Here is a 15041-nt window from a genome sequence, read left to right on the forward strand (position 1 = left end):
TTGGCTCTACCGCATCCACCCTTCGGTAAAACATGCAAGTCGCTTTGAAAATTTTGACTTGCCCAAATGGCAAAGTGCAATCGGACAAGAGTTCAATACCCCACCAACACAGCTGCGTCTTTCTCGACTCAAACCCTCAGCAAACACAACAGATTTTCTTGATGGTATTACAACCGTGACCGTCAATGGTTCAATCAGTGGCTTTGATGGCGGCGCAATTCATCAATATCAAGCCAATACCAGTATGAAACGCTATTTTTACAACACAGATGCTGAGATGCTATTTATCCCATCTGCGGGCGCTCTCACCCTTCACACTGAGTTTGGAGTGTTAGCTGTAAACCCTGGTAGCATCGCAATTGTACCGCGCGGTGTCCGTATGCGTATTGATGTTGATGGTCCTGTAGAAGGCTATTTGCACGAAAACTACGGTCACCCATTTATTCTTCCTGACCGCGGCGTCATTGGTGCAAACGGCCTCACCGAAGAACGCCACTTTATTGCCCCTCATGCGGCTTATGAAGATAAAAAAGGGCCGTTCGATATCATTGCCAAATTTAACGGTAAATTCTGGGTTTCACAAAGCGAGTATTCTCCTTTAGATGTTGTTGCCTGGCATGGTAATCTCACTCCTTTCCTTTATGATCTCAGTGATTTCTCACCGGTCTGGAATGTCAACCGCGACCACTCTGATCCAAGTATTTTTACGGTACTCACCTCCCCAAGCTCACAGGCTGGGACAGCAAATATGGACTTTGTTATTTTCCCACCGCGCTGGCTCACTGTCGAAAATACCTTCCGCCCCCCTTATTTTCATCGTAATGTCATGAGCGAATGCATGGGACTGATTGAAGGAGTTTATGATGCAAAAGCCGACGGGTTTGAGCCAGGTGGCATCAGTATTCATAATTGTATGGCAGGCCACGGCCCAGACAGCACCGTATTTGAAGCTGCCTCTCATCAAAAATTAGAACCTGCATATTATGATAAAACACTTGCCTTTATGCTTGAGTCAAATAAAGTTTGGCAATACACAGACTACGCAAATCAACATCAGCAACAAGATTATGTCGACTGTTGGTCTGGTTTATCAAAACACTTTAAAGTCTGATTCTAATTACTTATGAACATGAGGGGGCGACACTCCCTCTATCATTACTAATTTCTTATTTTCTCTTATACTTATAATTAAAAATTCATACAATCAAACAACCTTGGATAATTATGAATATATTAATCGTCGATGATGAAAAAAATGCATTGCTTTCACTCGCTCGGCTGATCCCATTAAAGCATAAAGATGTTGTCATTACCGAGGCCTCATCAGGCCAAGAAGCAATTGACTATCTAAATAAACAAAGTTTTGACGCGGTTATCTCGGACCAGCGTATGGGGGATATTTCAGGCATTGATGTTTTAAAGCATGCCTATGAAAAGCAACCTGATGCACGCCGAGTTTTACTGACAGGTTACACAGGAGAACCTGGCATTCGAAATGCCATAGAAAGTGATATTATCGAGTACTTACTAGAAAAAGGTTGCAGTAAAGAGACCATCCTTCACGCCTTAGATGATCTCTGGGTACGCTGGAGTTAGGTTGAAGGCAATTTACCAAGTTTATCAACAAACGCTTTAATATCACCTCGTGGGAAACCACTGATATGGCTTTTACCTTGCTTATCCCGATAAATCAGTGATGGTGTGCCTGCAAATCCACTGTTCTGGAAAAAAATCATATTTCCCTTTAATGCCATCGTCAGATTGAGTGGGATTTTGTTTGCAGCGATAGGCTCAATTCCACCACTTTCTTTCGCCATATTAAACCCAGCTTCATCCTTCGCGAGTGCTTTTACAGAGTCTTGTGCAGACCAAATTGCAGCGACCTTACCTGCACTGTTGTCACGAATAAAAGCCACCATAACCCAACGAATTGATAGCTGACCACTTTTCACATAAGGTTTCAGCTTGTCATAGAGAATATGGCAAATAGAGCAATTAGGCTCTGCAATCAAATACAACTGATGAGGTGCGTTCGTTTTCCCTTCACTAAACCATTTCGTTTCTGAAACTTGCTTTAACAGTCGATCCGCAGGTGATTCTTGTGTTGAAACAGTCCCACCAGCTACTGCCGTTGTTGCAGCATAGCTATTTACAGTTAAGCTCCCCGTCAGGCATAAACTACCGATGCCCAATAATGCCAACCATTTTTTTAATTGCACTTCATCATCCTCACACGATTGAATTTTTCAGAGCCGAGAGTATCATAACTCCGTAGTTGAACCATTTTAATACTAAGATTATATAAGACACAAACTTATGATAAGCCATACAACTAAAATCATTCAAGTCACCGATACCCACTTATTCTCTGATCATGAAAAATCAATGTATGGCGTAAAGACCAATCAACGATTTGAGCAAGTAATCGCTAAATTAGCACAACAAGATAAAGAGCTTATCTTCCTTACAGGTGATATCTCTCAAGATGAGAGTCCTGAAAGCTATCATTATGCGGCCAAGCGTTTAAGCGCCTTAAACACGCCCATTTATTGGATTGCTGGCAACCATGATGATCAAAAATGTGTCGATGCTATCTTTGCTAAATACCCAAACTTTATAAAAACAGACTGTTTAAATATTCATCCTTGGCGTTTTATTTTTTAGATAGTAATAGCCCAAATCCTGGTGACGATGCTGGCTTTCTAAGCCTCTCCGAGCAAAATAAACTGAAGCAATATCTTTCAGAGCAGCACAGAAATATTGTCGTTGTTCATCATCACCCTATTGCTGTCTCAACACCCATTATTGACCACTATATTATGAAAAACGGCGATACTTTAACGCAGCATCAAAATATAGATATGATACTGGTCGGTCACGTTCATGGCGATTATACCGTTCAACATGATAATTTCACCCTAGAATCAGGCATTGCAACCTGTTTACAATGGGAAAAAGGTGCAAGAGAAATCGCTTTTGATCTGCGTTTTGGTTATACCGAATATTTATTCACACCAACACATTATCAAAAAAGAGTTCACTGGATAAACTAAACAACAAGCCACAAAGAAACAGGAATGAAGCATTCGTGCCTTTTTACAAAAATAAAGCAGATTCAACAAATATTGATTTAGAAGACTCTCCAGCTCAATTACTGGGCATTGCGGTTGATAGCGAAGAAAATTCCTCTATGCACCAACATCAACGCGCTCAACTGCTTTATGCGATTGATGGCACGATGTTAATTACCACAAACAGCCAAGTTTCTATCCTTCCACCGACAAAAGCCGCTTGGATCCCACCACAAACACCTCATCAAGGAAAAACACACGGGATATTAAAGTCACGCAATCTCTATTTTAATACAACATACTTTAACAACCTTCCCCAAGTTCCTCAGGTCATCAATGTTACGCCATTACTTCGTGAGCTGATCAAGCGCGCCTGTGAATTCCCAATTACACAAACGCTAAATTCTGTCGATTTGCGCTTAGCTTCTGTCATTGTTGATGAAATTATAAGGGCAGAAAAAACACCTTATATTATTCCACTGCCCCAGGACAAACGCGCTAAGAAAGCCACAGAAATTCTTATGCAACATACTGACCAATCCCTATCGATTCAAACTATTGCCAAAAATGTTGGCACTAGTAGCCGAACACTCACCCGATTATTTAAAAAAGAAACAGGGATGAATTTTAGCCAGTGGCATCAACAACTCAAGCTTATTCGCTCCATTGAGTTTTTAAGTACAACAAGATCTGTCACTCAAACCGCTCAATTATTAGGCTTTAGCAGTGATAGTGCTTTTATTACAATGTTTAAACGTTTAACCGGAGAAACGCCTTCTCAATACATTCCTCATTAAATGTGATTTCAACTCTCTTACAAGAATATATATCCAGTTACATTTAAGGGTAAAAAACTTGAACATCAACCCGACCTCGATATTGACCAGGTACAGTATGCGCGGGTACAGTTAATAGACCTCCAAAGCAAATTTGTCCATTGCCTTGATTATTCAATCTGAGGGTGTTTCCTTGGCTGTCTATTGATGAGCTAACAATAACAGGGAGTGAATTTGCCCCGTGTGTCATATCAACCTGGGCAGGGTAATTAATTTTAATATTATTATTTTGTTCTCCATCCACAGAAATACACCCAGCACGAGTATCACTAGAAGAGGGGTTGACTCTTACCTGGTTTTGGCTTGCTCCAGAAATGACTTGGCCAAAATCTAAATTTCGTAATACGTTTACGTTAATCTTCGCAAGAATATTCACAACTAAGCGCACAGGGTAATTTGTCGGCTGTATACTTGGGTCATTGGTATAGCGAGCCTGCATAACTGCGTTGCCTTCATACCTCCCTGGAGCTTGGTTTGCCTTCATTCGAATTTTGCCGCCTAAATGAACGAGCACTAAGCCTTGGTCGCTAAACCGTGATCTTGACGGATTAACTTGTAGCCCTTTGATCGTTAATTTTTTATTTCCAGCATTCCTTAGTTTTACCCTCTGACTTGCGCTGTCAATTGTAAAAGACACATCTTCATTTTTGCTCCCTTCTACTTTCACTTGTGCACTATAAGTAGTTTCAGGCCCAACCATAACAATTGAGGGAGCTGTAGTTTGCGCCAAGGTAATATTCAAGGGCCTATTTAAGGTGAATTGAATGGCCTGGCTTGCAAAGCCTTCATTTTTAAAACAAAATATGAATAGAAACAGGGAAAGCAGAGAGGTTGTTTTTTTAAGATGCATACATCACATTCCTATCAATATTAAGTAGCGCCCTTCTATGAAAATTTTACATGCTATTCGCTATAGAGTTAAGTTTATTTGATAACTTTAATAAAAAGACAAACTAGAAGCTCCCTAATTAAAGCGATATTTATTGGCTCCTTTAGTTATTCTATTTCAGTACATGCGACCCCAGAACTTTCAGATGCCTATATTGGATTACAGGCAAATAATCAATTGAAGAGTGATTTTTTTCAGGTACTAGTTGCAGCAGATAATGAGAATACACCTTACCTAAACATTAAAACAACGCTAAAACAACTGCAAACTGAAATAGAATGCACGAACAATTCATGTAAACTTGTTCTTCAACCGGACAACCAAGTTTTTACCATCAATGCCGATAAGAAAATATATACAATTAAAGGTAAAGAGCACCCATTACCAAAAGGTGTTCTAGTAAAGAAAGATAATGCTCTTTGGCTAAAATATAGCTTTTGGCAAACCTGGCTACCTATTCATATGAGTTGGAGCTTAGAAAATTATAAAGTTGTCATGCAGCCACAATTCCAGCAGCTTGATGAACTTAAAAGTAAGCATAAACAATCTATTGAAGAGGCACAACGAGTCAACAAAAAGCGAGAAAAATTAGCCGCAGCAACAGCACAGTGGCCGACCCCTGCCTGGAATATGGAACTATCTCCGCGATTAAGTTTAACTCAAACTACAGACGGTGAGTTCACCGCTTCACCTTCCATATATACAAATATTGATTTATTCAAAGGGACGTTATCAGGCTCTTTGAGCACAACATACAATAACACCTCCCAATGGGACAACCCCGATTACAGTTGGTACTATCAACGCCAAGACCCGCAGGGTAACAACCTATTTGAGCTTGGCGATATTTATATTGACAATACACTACTTATCTCTGGTTACTCTTTAGAAAACGGCTTTTCCTATCAACGTTACCCATCTGTTAATCAGCAAACAAAGGGTAACTTTTCCTATCATGGTGTCACGCAACCTAATACTGAAATCGATGTGTGGCGAAATGGGTTTTTACGAAAAATAGTTTACTCTGACTCATCTGGACGCTATTTAATACAAGACTCTGGATCAAAATCAGGCGATGTTTACACACTGGTTTTCTTTTTTAAGAATGGGTCAAAAATAGAAAAAAAATTCCTATTGCAGGTGACCATCCTCGTTTAGGCAAAGGAGAATTGAACCCCCAAGTCTGGTTTGGCAAGCAAAATGGCATTCACTATCAATACGCTGGGGTTGATTATGGACTCACCTCAGAACTTAGCTTTGGTTTATATGGGTTAGAAGCAAATATTGATGATCAAAATGGTGCCGGCTCTAAGCTTATTTGGCAACTTAATCATGATATTAACCTAAGCGGGGAAACCTTTTCCAGCCAAGCAGGAAATGACTATGCCCTACTGCTAAATTATACGGGAATCACCAATAACCAACTGTCTTTCTTACAACGAAGGGTTAATATAACCAGTCCTTTACGTTTGGATAATGGCACACCTCCTTCAATATTATTTTCTAATTTACCTTTTGACTATATCGGTGATGTTACTCCCACACGTTGGACGACATTGCAAGACAACTACAGCTTAGATAGCACAACGTTATCGTTATCAACACGGTTTACCGACACTTATCAAGATCAAGATTTTTCGTTATCTCATAATTTTAACGCAATGATTTCTGGACAACTGCAAGGAGGGTCAATTAAACTCACCTCTGAAAACGACCGTAACCCTTGGGCTAGCTACCAAATATTCTTAAACTTACCCTTCATCGGTAGCCTAAATGCGCAAGAGTACTGGGTTAAAAATAACTCTGACTTAAATGGCTTTAATCTAAATTATTATTTAACTCTAGGCGAAACCCAGCCGCTAACGGTTTCAGCCACTTATACAGAAACACAAAATGAAGATAGCTGGACGGCCAATATGACCTGGCAATACTCTCCAAACATCAGCTTTACGATCGGCGGCAATCAAGATAGCGTAACATTTGGAATTTCACTTTCTGATATTATTGGTTTGAACCCCCACCCTCAGGATCCTACCTACTTTAACAATGCAACATTAACCGGTCGGTTAATGCAACCTGCATTAGATGGCTCTCCCGCTGAACCCGTCCCTAACGTTAAGTTAGAAGTGGGAGGCCAGCCTGTTGTAACAGATAAAGAAGGTTATTACACAGTTGCTGTCCCCACTTACCAAAGGCTGGAAGTTAATATCGATATGAGTACATTACCGGCTAATCTGGTTCTGGCAAAACCATCACCTGTTTTTGAAATGAGACCAAGCACTTATGAAACTTATAATCCTGACCTGTCATGGTCTGGAGGTTTCGATGCCCAGCTTTTCTATTTAGGTGGTGTTCCTGAAGGGCTTAGAGCAAGCATTATTAATCTAGATAATAACGAACAAGTAAGCGTTGTCAAAATTGAGCCAAAAGATGGCTTTATTATGGCAGAAGGTTTAATCCCGGGTCACTATGAACTAAAATTACTTGGTGCAAAAAAATCCACCAAAGCCATTAAAATTCACCATCCCTGAATCTAGTTTATGGGCAAGCGCGCTTCAATGGTATTGGGGAGTCACTAAAGAACAAGTTTCAGAGTCAGCACAATAAATTTTAGCCATCTCATTGAATCAGTAAAGGTAATAATGAAATGAGAAAAATATGCTCTGCTGATAAGGCTTTATATGATACTCAAAATGTAACCTTTCTGATGCGTAGTGGTATCGTATTTCCTGGAATTCAACCAGGTACAAACCATTAATATCCATTAGCTCTACTTTTTTTACACGGTCTAACCATAACATCGGGTCAGGGGGAGACAATTGCATCGAATAAACGATTTCATCAGTAATAAAATTATTTTTAATCGCAACGGGCTTAACTTTCAATAAGCCTGAAGAATAAAGACCATAATCTGGTAATCTAAGTTTTAATTGAGCGATTTCTGGATGGCTGTCACTTGACGCATTTAACACGGGATTTTCAGTTATTTTTGGCGTCATGTTGGAATAAATTGGAGAAAAGCCAATGAATATCAAGAAAACGAAAATACATGTAAAATTATTAAAATACAGGAACATAACGCACTAAATCTTACTATTTGCCTATCCTATTAGATTATAAGGGGTTTGCTTAAGTTCCGATAATGGTATAAAATCCAACTCTAAATCATTACTTTGCGTGATTGCTCAATTAAACACACTTTTCTAAGATCGAATTTTTTTCACGCCCTCATACGCTGTATGGTGTAAAACATCGCCATGAGCACTGATAAGGTGCTTAAATTTTAAATCTAATATTTTATTAAATGCTTCCTTTCTCGCCCCTGTTGTTTCAAGCCAAATAGGTTTAATTTCTTGAATTTATAAGCATTTTTTCTAGGATTGTTGACTTTATAAACATCAATTTTTCTAAAATTCTTGTGTAGGCTTTATTAACATTACTCGATACGCCATGTTCACCAACAGCACCACCACCTAGCCAATTAGCATTTATATAACTATTTGAAGTACCTGGCCCGGGGTAATATTCTCTATCTTCGGCCAATGATTCATTATAAAGTTGATCAATAATACTGTTTGTTGCCACAATAACAGGAGTTATTAATGATCGAAAATCCTTATTGGCCCAGGTTCCATAAAAATAAAGTGCTAGTTTTTTTGTCGCCATAGTTAATCCAGATAATCAATATATGGTATTAGCTATAGCATCTCACTCACAATATGTTTTAGACATATCAATTTTAACGATGTTTTTATGTTTTTGAAGTAACTTATGTCGAAATGAGTGCGGAAACATTCGTTTTTGCTTTCATTTTTTTGAAAAAGAAACACATTGCATTACTATTTGATATGCTGTATTAAATTGATATTTATTAGGTTTTTACTTCCATCAAGTAAATTGAGGCCAAAATGGACTGGACCCGTTTTAACGAACACATTTTTCATGCTGCACTCTCATAAGACAATTCAAACTCATAAGGAGTTTGATAGTCAAGTTTTGAGTGCCTTCTTTTACGATTGTAGTAACCCTCGATATATTCAAAAATATCTTGTTTGGCCTCTCCTCTTGTGCTGTAGTTTGTTTGATAAGCCTGCTCAACCTTAAGGGTTTTAAAAAAGCCTTCAACAACGGCGTTATCCCAACAATCACCTTTCTTACTCATGCTACATTTCAGCTCATGTTTTTTTGAACAGACGCTGGTAGCTGTTTGAGCAATACTGCGAACCACGATCTGTATGCATAATAACCCCCTTAGGAAAGCCTCTCCGCCACAAAGCTCTTTTGAGAGCATTACAGACTAACTCTTGGTTAATACGCTTACTGGTGGCCCAACCAATGACAGAGCGAGAATATAAATCGAGTACCACCGCTAAGTACAGCCACCCTTGAGCTGTTCGAATATAGGTGATGTCTCCTGCCCACTTTTGGTTAGGTGCTGTAGCTTCAAAATTTCGCTTCAATAAATTTGGAGCAACAGGGAGTTTGTGATTAGAGTCAGTTGTCACCTTGAATTTACGCTTGATAATCGATTTTAAACCTAACTTCTTCATTCGCCGTTTAACCCTGTTAAGGCTGCATTTTATTCCAAGAGCCAGTAAGTCGCTTAGTATACGCGTTGAGCCATAGCGTCCCTTGTTTTCCTTGTGGATTTTCAGTATTTGGGCATCAAGCTCAGCAGTTGCTAGATCACGCTTGGAAGGCAATCTCTTGAGCCAATCATAAAATCCTGACGTCGATACAGATAGGATCTCACTCATCCTACTTCGCGCTGTTGCTTTATCCATGAGTACTTCACTGAGGTGGTTTCGCGAAGTATCCCACAGCCTTTTTTAAAATGTCTCTCTCCTCTTTAACTATCCGTAACTCACGCTTAAGCTCTTTGATTTCCTTTTCTTGCTTACTAAGATGGCTCATTGCAGCTTTGACCTCTTCCGGTTGTCTTGCTTTTTTTAGCCAACTATAGAGGCAACTGGTGCGGATACCAAGGTCATTAGCTATTTCAGCAACAGACTTGTCTGAGTCCTCAACGAGCTTTATCGCTCTTGCTTTAAATTCGGTATCATATTTAAGGTGTTTAGTCATCGAACAACTCCTGATTTTATACGCTAATGGAGTGTCCGAGAAAACGGGTCTAGTTCATAAGGTGGTGGATCAATTAAATGAGTACACCACCCAAAATGTATAGCAGTGTCAGCCCAACTTTTCCTTTCTAAAAATTATTTATTATCTTCAAATCGAAACACATAAAACAGTGCACCACTCACCAACAAGCCGATGACAGCAAGCACAATCGGAATGGCTGCCCCACTGAAGCTCGCAATCACTCCTGTACTTACCGACGTTAAGCCAAAACATAATGCCATAATAGACCCAGTCACACCCATTACCCAACCCTGCTCGTCTGGGCCGACTTGGTTCGAAAACAAAGTAATAATGCTCGAATAAGCAACCGCTAGAGTTAAGCCAATCAGTAATGTAAATAAATATGAGAGATAAGCGTTATGTATAAGCAATGTAAGTAATACAAGAATACCTGTTAATATTAACATCACCCGAATCGTATAGCTAAGTGGATAGCGCTTAGCACACCAATCGACTAAATACCCACAACCGATACTAAACCCAACCCCCATCGCAGCTAAAAGCAATGAGTTCTGGAATGTATCAAAATGATATGTTTGCGTCATATAAACAGAAATAAACGAAAAATAATTACTCCATCCAAAAATCATCACCAACATTATAATAGAGAGCTTCCAAATTTTTTCATGACGAAATGCTGAAATGAAAATATTAACTGCATGATGAAGTTTTATCTTAATCTTCTCTGTTTTATAAAAGGTTTCTTTAAAAAATAAACCTAATAAAACAGCATTAATTAATGAAATGACAGAAGCGAAATACAGAGGTGTTCCATAGTTAAAGCCACTCCAAATTCTAGAGTCGGAGAGAACACCACCAATAATCGGACCGAATACAAATCCAAGCGAAACAGCCAATAAAATCAAACCAATATTACGTGTCTTATGCTCTTCAGAACTCACATCGACAATCGCAGCTTGTGCAACAGGTTGACTTCCTGCAGTAAAACCTGCAATTACACGCCCTAAGATCAATAACGTTAAGCTCCCCATCATAATTGAGATGGCCGATAACAAATATCCTAAGAATGAACCAATCAAGCAGATCATTAATGCCTTCTTCCGGCCAATGGTATCGGATAAATCACCAAGAACCGCCGCGCCAAAAAACCAGCAAATCATAAAAATGCCGACAACAAGGCCATATAATATTTCTCTAACACCCACAGATGTTGCATGAGATAAAAAGCCAGATGACGAGTCAACAATGACTCCATTTAGAATAGGGAAAAGCAAACCTAACCCCATACCATCAATGAATAACACCAAAAATAATGGCAACATTGCAAATAACGAATTATTTTTTGACATAATAAAACCTAATTAAAAAATAAAAACCTAGCTCGATAAAAGTATTAGCTTAGATTCCAATCTATATTTTACTCGATTAGCCAAAACAAGCATGAAATCGAATACACCCTGACTTTGAAAAGGAGGAAGGTCAGTAAGCCCGCAGGCTAAGGACAGGTTTTCATTATAAAACCTTATTCAAATTCAAAAAGTTAACTTTATTCTAAAATAAAGGACATGTTAATATACAACGAAACCAACCCATAATACAATAGCCATATTAAAGGAACCTCGTATTTTTACGAGGTTCCTTTAATTTTTATATCAACATCACTTTTTTCTACATATAAAAATTATAAAAATCAAAACACTAATTGCAATGCAACCTGAAAACAGTACTATAGACAGTTTGAACATGGATTAAAACAGTCCATAGTATTGATGCTTCCTCTATAAAATATTACACGGGCTACATGTCGTGCTTTCTTTACCTTTCGCTGCTTCTGATTGTTCGTATTTTTGTTGAAGTAGCAATGGAGTCTTATTTGTGGACGCTGAATCTAATATAGGTTCACCTATATCTGGATCGTCTTTAACAAGATTGTTGTAATCAACTTGAGGATACTCGTTAAGTATATAGTCTTTATCGCATTGGTATTTTGAGGTCTTATGTTTAATAACTCTACCAGAAATATCAGTCAATAGCATCCCGTCCTTGCTCGCCTCAACATAGGTAACACCAGCCATATCCATTATGGTGACATCAAAGTGATCTATACCTTCTTCTTTACAACGCCTTTCCAAACAGCCTTTGGTTGATGTTTCAGGATACCTACCACTAGGATGAGGTTTACCTATAAAAAATGATATTTTTGAAGCAGCGGAGAATTCTTTTATTTTATGAAGCCAATTTCCTAATTCCTGTTTATTTCTATCAGTAAGCTGCAAATGGAATAATCCATACAGGTCTTCGGAAACAGCGTAAATAGCCATACATCCTCCAAATGAACAAAGATTTTCATTAAATTCGGAATTTCTCCCGGTTGCGAGTGTATCATGACTACCGCTTCTTCTAACTTCACCAGAGTTCATTACTACAGGAATTGGCATTTTCTAATTAACCTCAGATCAATTTGATAATTTATAACCATAACAACAATAACATCTAGAACATTCTAGATAATATAGATTTCAAAACTATTTTTTATATTTTAGTAGGCTTATTATCTATAATAATAAGATCAAAACTAATAAAGGACAATAATGAAAAACAGCATTCAATCACATTACTTCATGACAAGTGATCGTGTTAAGTTACACTACTACGAAGCAGGAAAAGGCCCAACAATCGTTATGCTTCCAGGTGGTGGCTTAGCAGCAGAAGAGTTTCGCTATCAATTGGAATCACTCGATCATCATTATCATGTCATTGCAATTGATATGTGTGGTCATGGTAAATCAGAAAAAGTTAACTATGGCTATCGTATTTCACGTTTTGCGCAAGATCTATATGAGCTCATTAAGCACAAGCACCTGGACAAAGTGAATATCTTAGCGCATTCCCTCGGGTGCTCAGTGCTCTATAACTATTGGGATCTACATGGCGGGACTCATCTTAGTAAATTAATTCTTATTGATGAACCAGCAGTCCTTATGGCAAACCCAAATTGGCCTGACCACAAAAAAGAGCAGCTTGGTGCTATTTATAATGAAAAAATTCTTTATCACATAGTCAACTCAATGTCTGGCCCTAATAAAGCTGACTTTATTCGAGAAATTATCGATGCTATGACAACATCACAAGCAAGTCAAACACTAAAAAACTGGCTAGCACACTGCATGAGTGACATTCCAGGGACACATGCCGCATCACTTTACTTTAATAATATCACTCAAGATTGGCGTGATGTTATTCAGCGTATTAATATCCCTACGCTACTTATCGCTGGAGAAAAAAGTGTACATCCACCTCAATCTCAACAATGGTTACAATCACAAATCCCACATGCACAATTAAAAATTTTCCCTGAAAATCAAGGTGGCAATCATTTTATGCACGTCGAAGCTGCGGAACAGTTTAATCAATGTGTCCAACAATTTATTAACATCTAACCCAACACGTGCCAGCTTAACTGACCAAGTAAATAGTGAACCTGGCACCCCTATACTTATCATCGAGTAGGCATTAATGTCTCCTGTTTATACGTGAGGAGCCATAACATCCCTCACAGAGCCGTATATTAGTTAGGAAATTTCTATAACATGCTAAAAACAATAAGAACACTAAATTAATAGTTGATAGCTCTATCCTAAAAATTTAGGCTCGGGCATACCTTTAACTCCTAAGCCATTAATAGCAAAAACATCTCCTGTCTCAGGATATTTTTGTAGTACTTCTTGAGATAAAAATGCTTTTTGTGAAGTCACATAAAGCGTTTCATAATTATCTCCTCCAAAAGTCACACATGTTGGAGTAGGAATTGGCATATCAATGACTCGATCAAGTTTTCCTGTCGCGCTTATACGTAATATCTTTCCTCCTTGGGTAAGCGCAATCCAATAGTACCCATCGGAATCAACAGTTGCACCATCTGGAAACCCTGGAAACTCTGACGTCGAGAAAAATTCCCGTTGATTAAATATTCGGCCCTCCTCTAAATCAAAATTGAAAACATAAATCATTTTCCTAAAAGTATCTGCAAAATACATATTCTGGTCATCAGGACTGAAAGCGATGCCATTACTCACTACAAATGAATAATTTGGAGCAACCATGTGACTCGTTAAGTTTTGATCCAAAAGATAGATATGAGCTGACTCAGTAGATACAGTAGTATCCATAGAACCACACCAAAAGCGCCCTCTACGATCAACTTTACCGTCATTAAAACGGTTATTTATCAGCTCTTTTTCCGGGTCTACAATTAAATCGACAACACCATTTTCCAAGTCAATCGTGCAAAACCCTGAATTAACTCCAGCAATCAATCCACCTTGCTCCCTAAACCCAAACGACCCCACTTGTTCTGGCATATCCCAAGTACTTAACGTGTTAGTCATTGTGTTAAAGCGCTTGATGCTCGGCTTTTCATGAGTTGTGACATTACGGTCATTCAGGTTGGCAAGCACATGGTTTGACCAATAGAGAGATTGCTCTTCTTCACACCATATTGGACTTTCACCCAATCCATCTTGACTCTTACAAATATTAATTATCTCAATGTTTTTTTTAGCAATCGACATCATTACCTACCCTTGGCCTATGCTGAAAAATCATATACATAACTTCAATATCAAATATTGGTTATATTTGGAAACGAGACATGACGGTCTCTTGTATATCAGAGGAGTGCTCCAGAGCTGCACCAATGGCAACTTTAACCCCTTTAACTGCAACATCTAATGACATGCTCGGAGCCCCTAAATTGTCAGGCATTGCTGCAACATTAGGCAGATAAGGCAAATGAATAAATCCTGCTCGAACAGGCAAATTATTTACGGCACAAAAATGCAAAACACCATACATCAGGTGATTACAGCAAAATGTCCCCGCTGCGTCTGATATATCAGATGGAACACCATGCTCTCTCATCTCTTTTACTATCGCCTTAAGAGGAAGCGTTGAATAATATCCAACTGGACCATTAGGCTCTGTGAGCTGCTCTTGTAACGTGTTTCCACAATTGTCAGTAACCCATACCTCTTTGAATCATTTAGATTATGTGCAAGTCGCTCAACAGTTATCATTGCTCGGCCACCATATTCTCCCAACATAATCACGAGATCCGGTTGAATCTGTCCAATTAAATCAGTC

19 protein-coding genes and 1 pseudogene are annotated in these 15041 nt (G+C 38.6%); 8 read left to right on the plus strand and 12 right to left on the minus strand.

What is annotated here, in order from left to right:
- A partial coding sequence (locus BGC07_RS01480) for a homogentisate 1,2-dioxygenase (protein ID WP_069311680.1) occupies window positions 1–1111 on the plus strand: 1111 nt, incomplete at its 5' end.
- A gap of 113 nt (window positions 1112–1224) precedes the next feature.
- Complete coding sequence (locus tag BGC07_RS01485; RefSeq protein ID WP_069311681.1) at window positions 1225–1596, plus strand: response regulator; 372 nt, start codon at window positions 1225–1227, stop codon at window positions 1594–1596.
- Here BGC07_RS01485 and BGC07_RS01490 read toward each other — a convergent pair.
- Window positions 1593–2219, minus strand: coding sequence for a thioredoxin fold domain-containing protein (locus tag BGC07_RS01490; RefSeq protein WP_069311682.1), 627 nt, complete (start codon window positions 2217–2219; stop codon window positions 1593–1595). The two genes, BGC07_RS01485 and BGC07_RS01490, sit on opposite strands and share 4 nt — an antisense overlap.
- A gap of 97 nt (window positions 2220–2316) precedes the next feature.
- On the opposite strand from BGC07_RS01490, the gene BGC07_RS01495 reads away from it, so the two are divergent.
- The 3 genes from BGC07_RS01495 to BGC07_RS01505 are packed head-to-tail and all read left to right on the plus strand — an operon-like array spanning window position 2317 to window position 3868.
- Complete coding sequence (locus BGC07_RS01495) at window positions 2317–2664, plus strand: metallophosphoesterase (RefSeq protein ID WP_069311683.1); 348 nt, start codon at window positions 2317–2319, stop codon at window positions 2662–2664.
- Complete coding sequence (locus tag BGC07_RS01500; RefSeq protein ID WP_069311684.1) at window positions 2646–3053, plus strand: metallophosphoesterase family protein; 408 nt, start codon at window positions 2646–2648, stop codon at window positions 3051–3053. The genes BGC07_RS01495 and BGC07_RS01500 overlap by 19 nt, the downstream gene beginning before the upstream one ends.
- 35 nt (window positions 3054–3088) lie before the next feature.
- Complete coding sequence (locus BGC07_RS01505) at window positions 3089–3868, plus strand: AraC family transcriptional regulator (protein ID WP_077216689.1); 780 nt, start codon at window positions 3089–3091, stop codon at window positions 3866–3868.
- A gap of 43 nt (window positions 3869–3911) precedes the next feature.
- Here BGC07_RS01505 and BGC07_RS01510 read toward each other — a convergent pair whose 3' ends face one another.
- Window positions 3912–4757: a DUF4402 domain-containing protein gene (locus tag BGC07_RS01510; protein ID WP_077216690.1), complete on the minus strand. Its 846-nt coding sequence runs from the start codon at window positions 4755–4757 to the stop codon at window positions 3912–3914.
- 78 nt (window positions 4758–4835) lie between these two features.
- On the opposite strand from BGC07_RS01510, the gene BGC07_RS01515 reads away from it, so the two are divergent.
- Window positions 4836–5954 carry a hypothetical protein gene (locus BGC07_RS01515; protein ID WP_069311685.1) on the plus strand — a complete coding sequence of 373 codons (1119 nt, stop codon included), beginning with the start codon at window positions 4836–4838 and terminating at the stop codon, window positions 5952–5954.
- 11 nt (window positions 5955–5965) lie between these two features.
- Entirely contained in the window at window positions 5966–7327 is a 1362-nt protein-coding gene (locus BGC07_RS01520; protein WP_069311686.1) for a fimbria/pilus outer membrane usher protein, read from the plus strand.
- A gap of 96 nt (window positions 7328–7423) precedes the next feature.
- Here the strand turns inward: BGC07_RS01520 and BGC07_RS01525 are convergent, their stop codons facing one another.
- The 7 genes from BGC07_RS01525 to BGC07_RS01545 all read right to left on the minus strand — a co-directional run bounded on the left by BGC07_RS01525 (window position 7424) and on the right by BGC07_RS01545 (window position 12337).
- Window positions 7424–7768, minus strand: a complete 345-nt coding sequence (locus BGC07_RS01525) for a hypothetical protein (RefSeq protein ID WP_139121577.1) — start codon at window positions 7766–7768, stop codon at window positions 7424–7426.
- Window positions 7769–8141: 373 nt separating this feature from the next.
- Window positions 8142–8462, minus strand: a complete 321-nt coding sequence (locus tag BGC07_RS01530) for a hypothetical protein (protein WP_069311688.1) — start codon at window positions 8460–8462, stop codon at window positions 8142–8144.
- A 274-nt stretch (window positions 8463–8736) separates the two neighbouring features.
- The gene (locus tag BGC07_RS23760) at window positions 8737–8958 is read right to left on the minus strand and encodes an IS3 family transposase (RefSeq protein ID WP_158006828.1); all 222 of its coding nucleotides are present in this window, start codon (window positions 8956–8958) and stop codon (window positions 8737–8739) included.
- Window positions 8959–8971: 13 nt separating this feature from the next.
- Window positions 8972–9580: an IS3 family transposase gene (locus tag BGC07_RS19880; RefSeq protein WP_078056962.1), complete on the minus strand. Its 609-nt coding sequence runs from the start codon at window positions 9578–9580 to the stop codon at window positions 8972–8974.
- A 7-nt stretch (window positions 9581–9587) separates the two neighbouring features.
- Window positions 9588–9878: a transposase gene (locus BGC07_RS21080; RefSeq protein ID WP_201258087.1), complete on the minus strand. Its 291-nt coding sequence runs from the start codon at window positions 9876–9878 to the stop codon at window positions 9588–9590.
- Between the two features lie 134 nt (window positions 9879–10012).
- On the minus strand, window positions 10013–11248 hold the full coding sequence (locus BGC07_RS01540) for an MFS transporter (RefSeq protein ID WP_069311689.1): 1236 nt from the start codon (window positions 11246–11248) through the stop codon (window positions 10013–10015).
- Window positions 11249–11677: 429 nt separating this feature from the next.
- Entirely contained in the window at window positions 11678–12337 is a 660-nt protein-coding gene (locus BGC07_RS01545) for a hypothetical protein (protein WP_069311690.1), read from the minus strand.
- 153 nt (window positions 12338–12490) lie between these two features.
- Here BGC07_RS01545 and BGC07_RS01550 point away from each other — a divergent pair, with 153 nt between their 5' ends.
- Window positions 12491–13339 (plus strand): alpha/beta fold hydrolase, encoded by an 849-nt coding sequence (locus tag BGC07_RS01550; RefSeq protein ID WP_069311691.1) that lies wholly within the window; start codon window positions 12491–12493, stop codon window positions 13337–13339.
- Between the two features lie 192 nt (window positions 13340–13531).
- Here the strand turns inward: BGC07_RS01550 and BGC07_RS01555 are convergent, their stop codons facing one another.
- From BGC07_RS01555 to BGC07_RS22930, 3 genes and pseudogenes are all read right to left on the minus strand, one after another.
- On the minus strand, window positions 13532–14473 hold the full coding sequence (locus BGC07_RS01555) for an SMP-30/gluconolactonase/LRE family protein (RefSeq protein ID WP_077216691.1): 942 nt from the start codon (window positions 14471–14473) through the stop codon (window positions 13532–13534).
- Window positions 14474–14531: 58 nt separating this feature from the next.
- Window positions 14532–14861, minus strand: a pseudogene (locus BGC07_RS19170) (pyroglutamyl-peptidase I family protein); the annotation flags it as partial.
- Window positions 14828–15001: a pyroglutamyl-peptidase I family protein gene (locus tag BGC07_RS22930; protein WP_268801689.1), complete on the minus strand. Its 174-nt coding sequence runs from the start codon at window positions 14999–15001 to the stop codon at window positions 14828–14830. The pseudogene BGC07_RS19170 and the gene BGC07_RS22930, both read right to left, overlap by 34 nt.
- Between the last annotated feature and the right edge of the window lie 40 nt (window positions 15002–15041).

Origin of the sequence: Piscirickettsia litoralis (genome assembly GCF_001720395.1) — a bacterium.
GTDB lineage: Bacteria > Pseudomonadota > Gammaproteobacteria > Piscirickettsiales > Piscirickettsiaceae > Piscirickettsia > Piscirickettsia litoralis.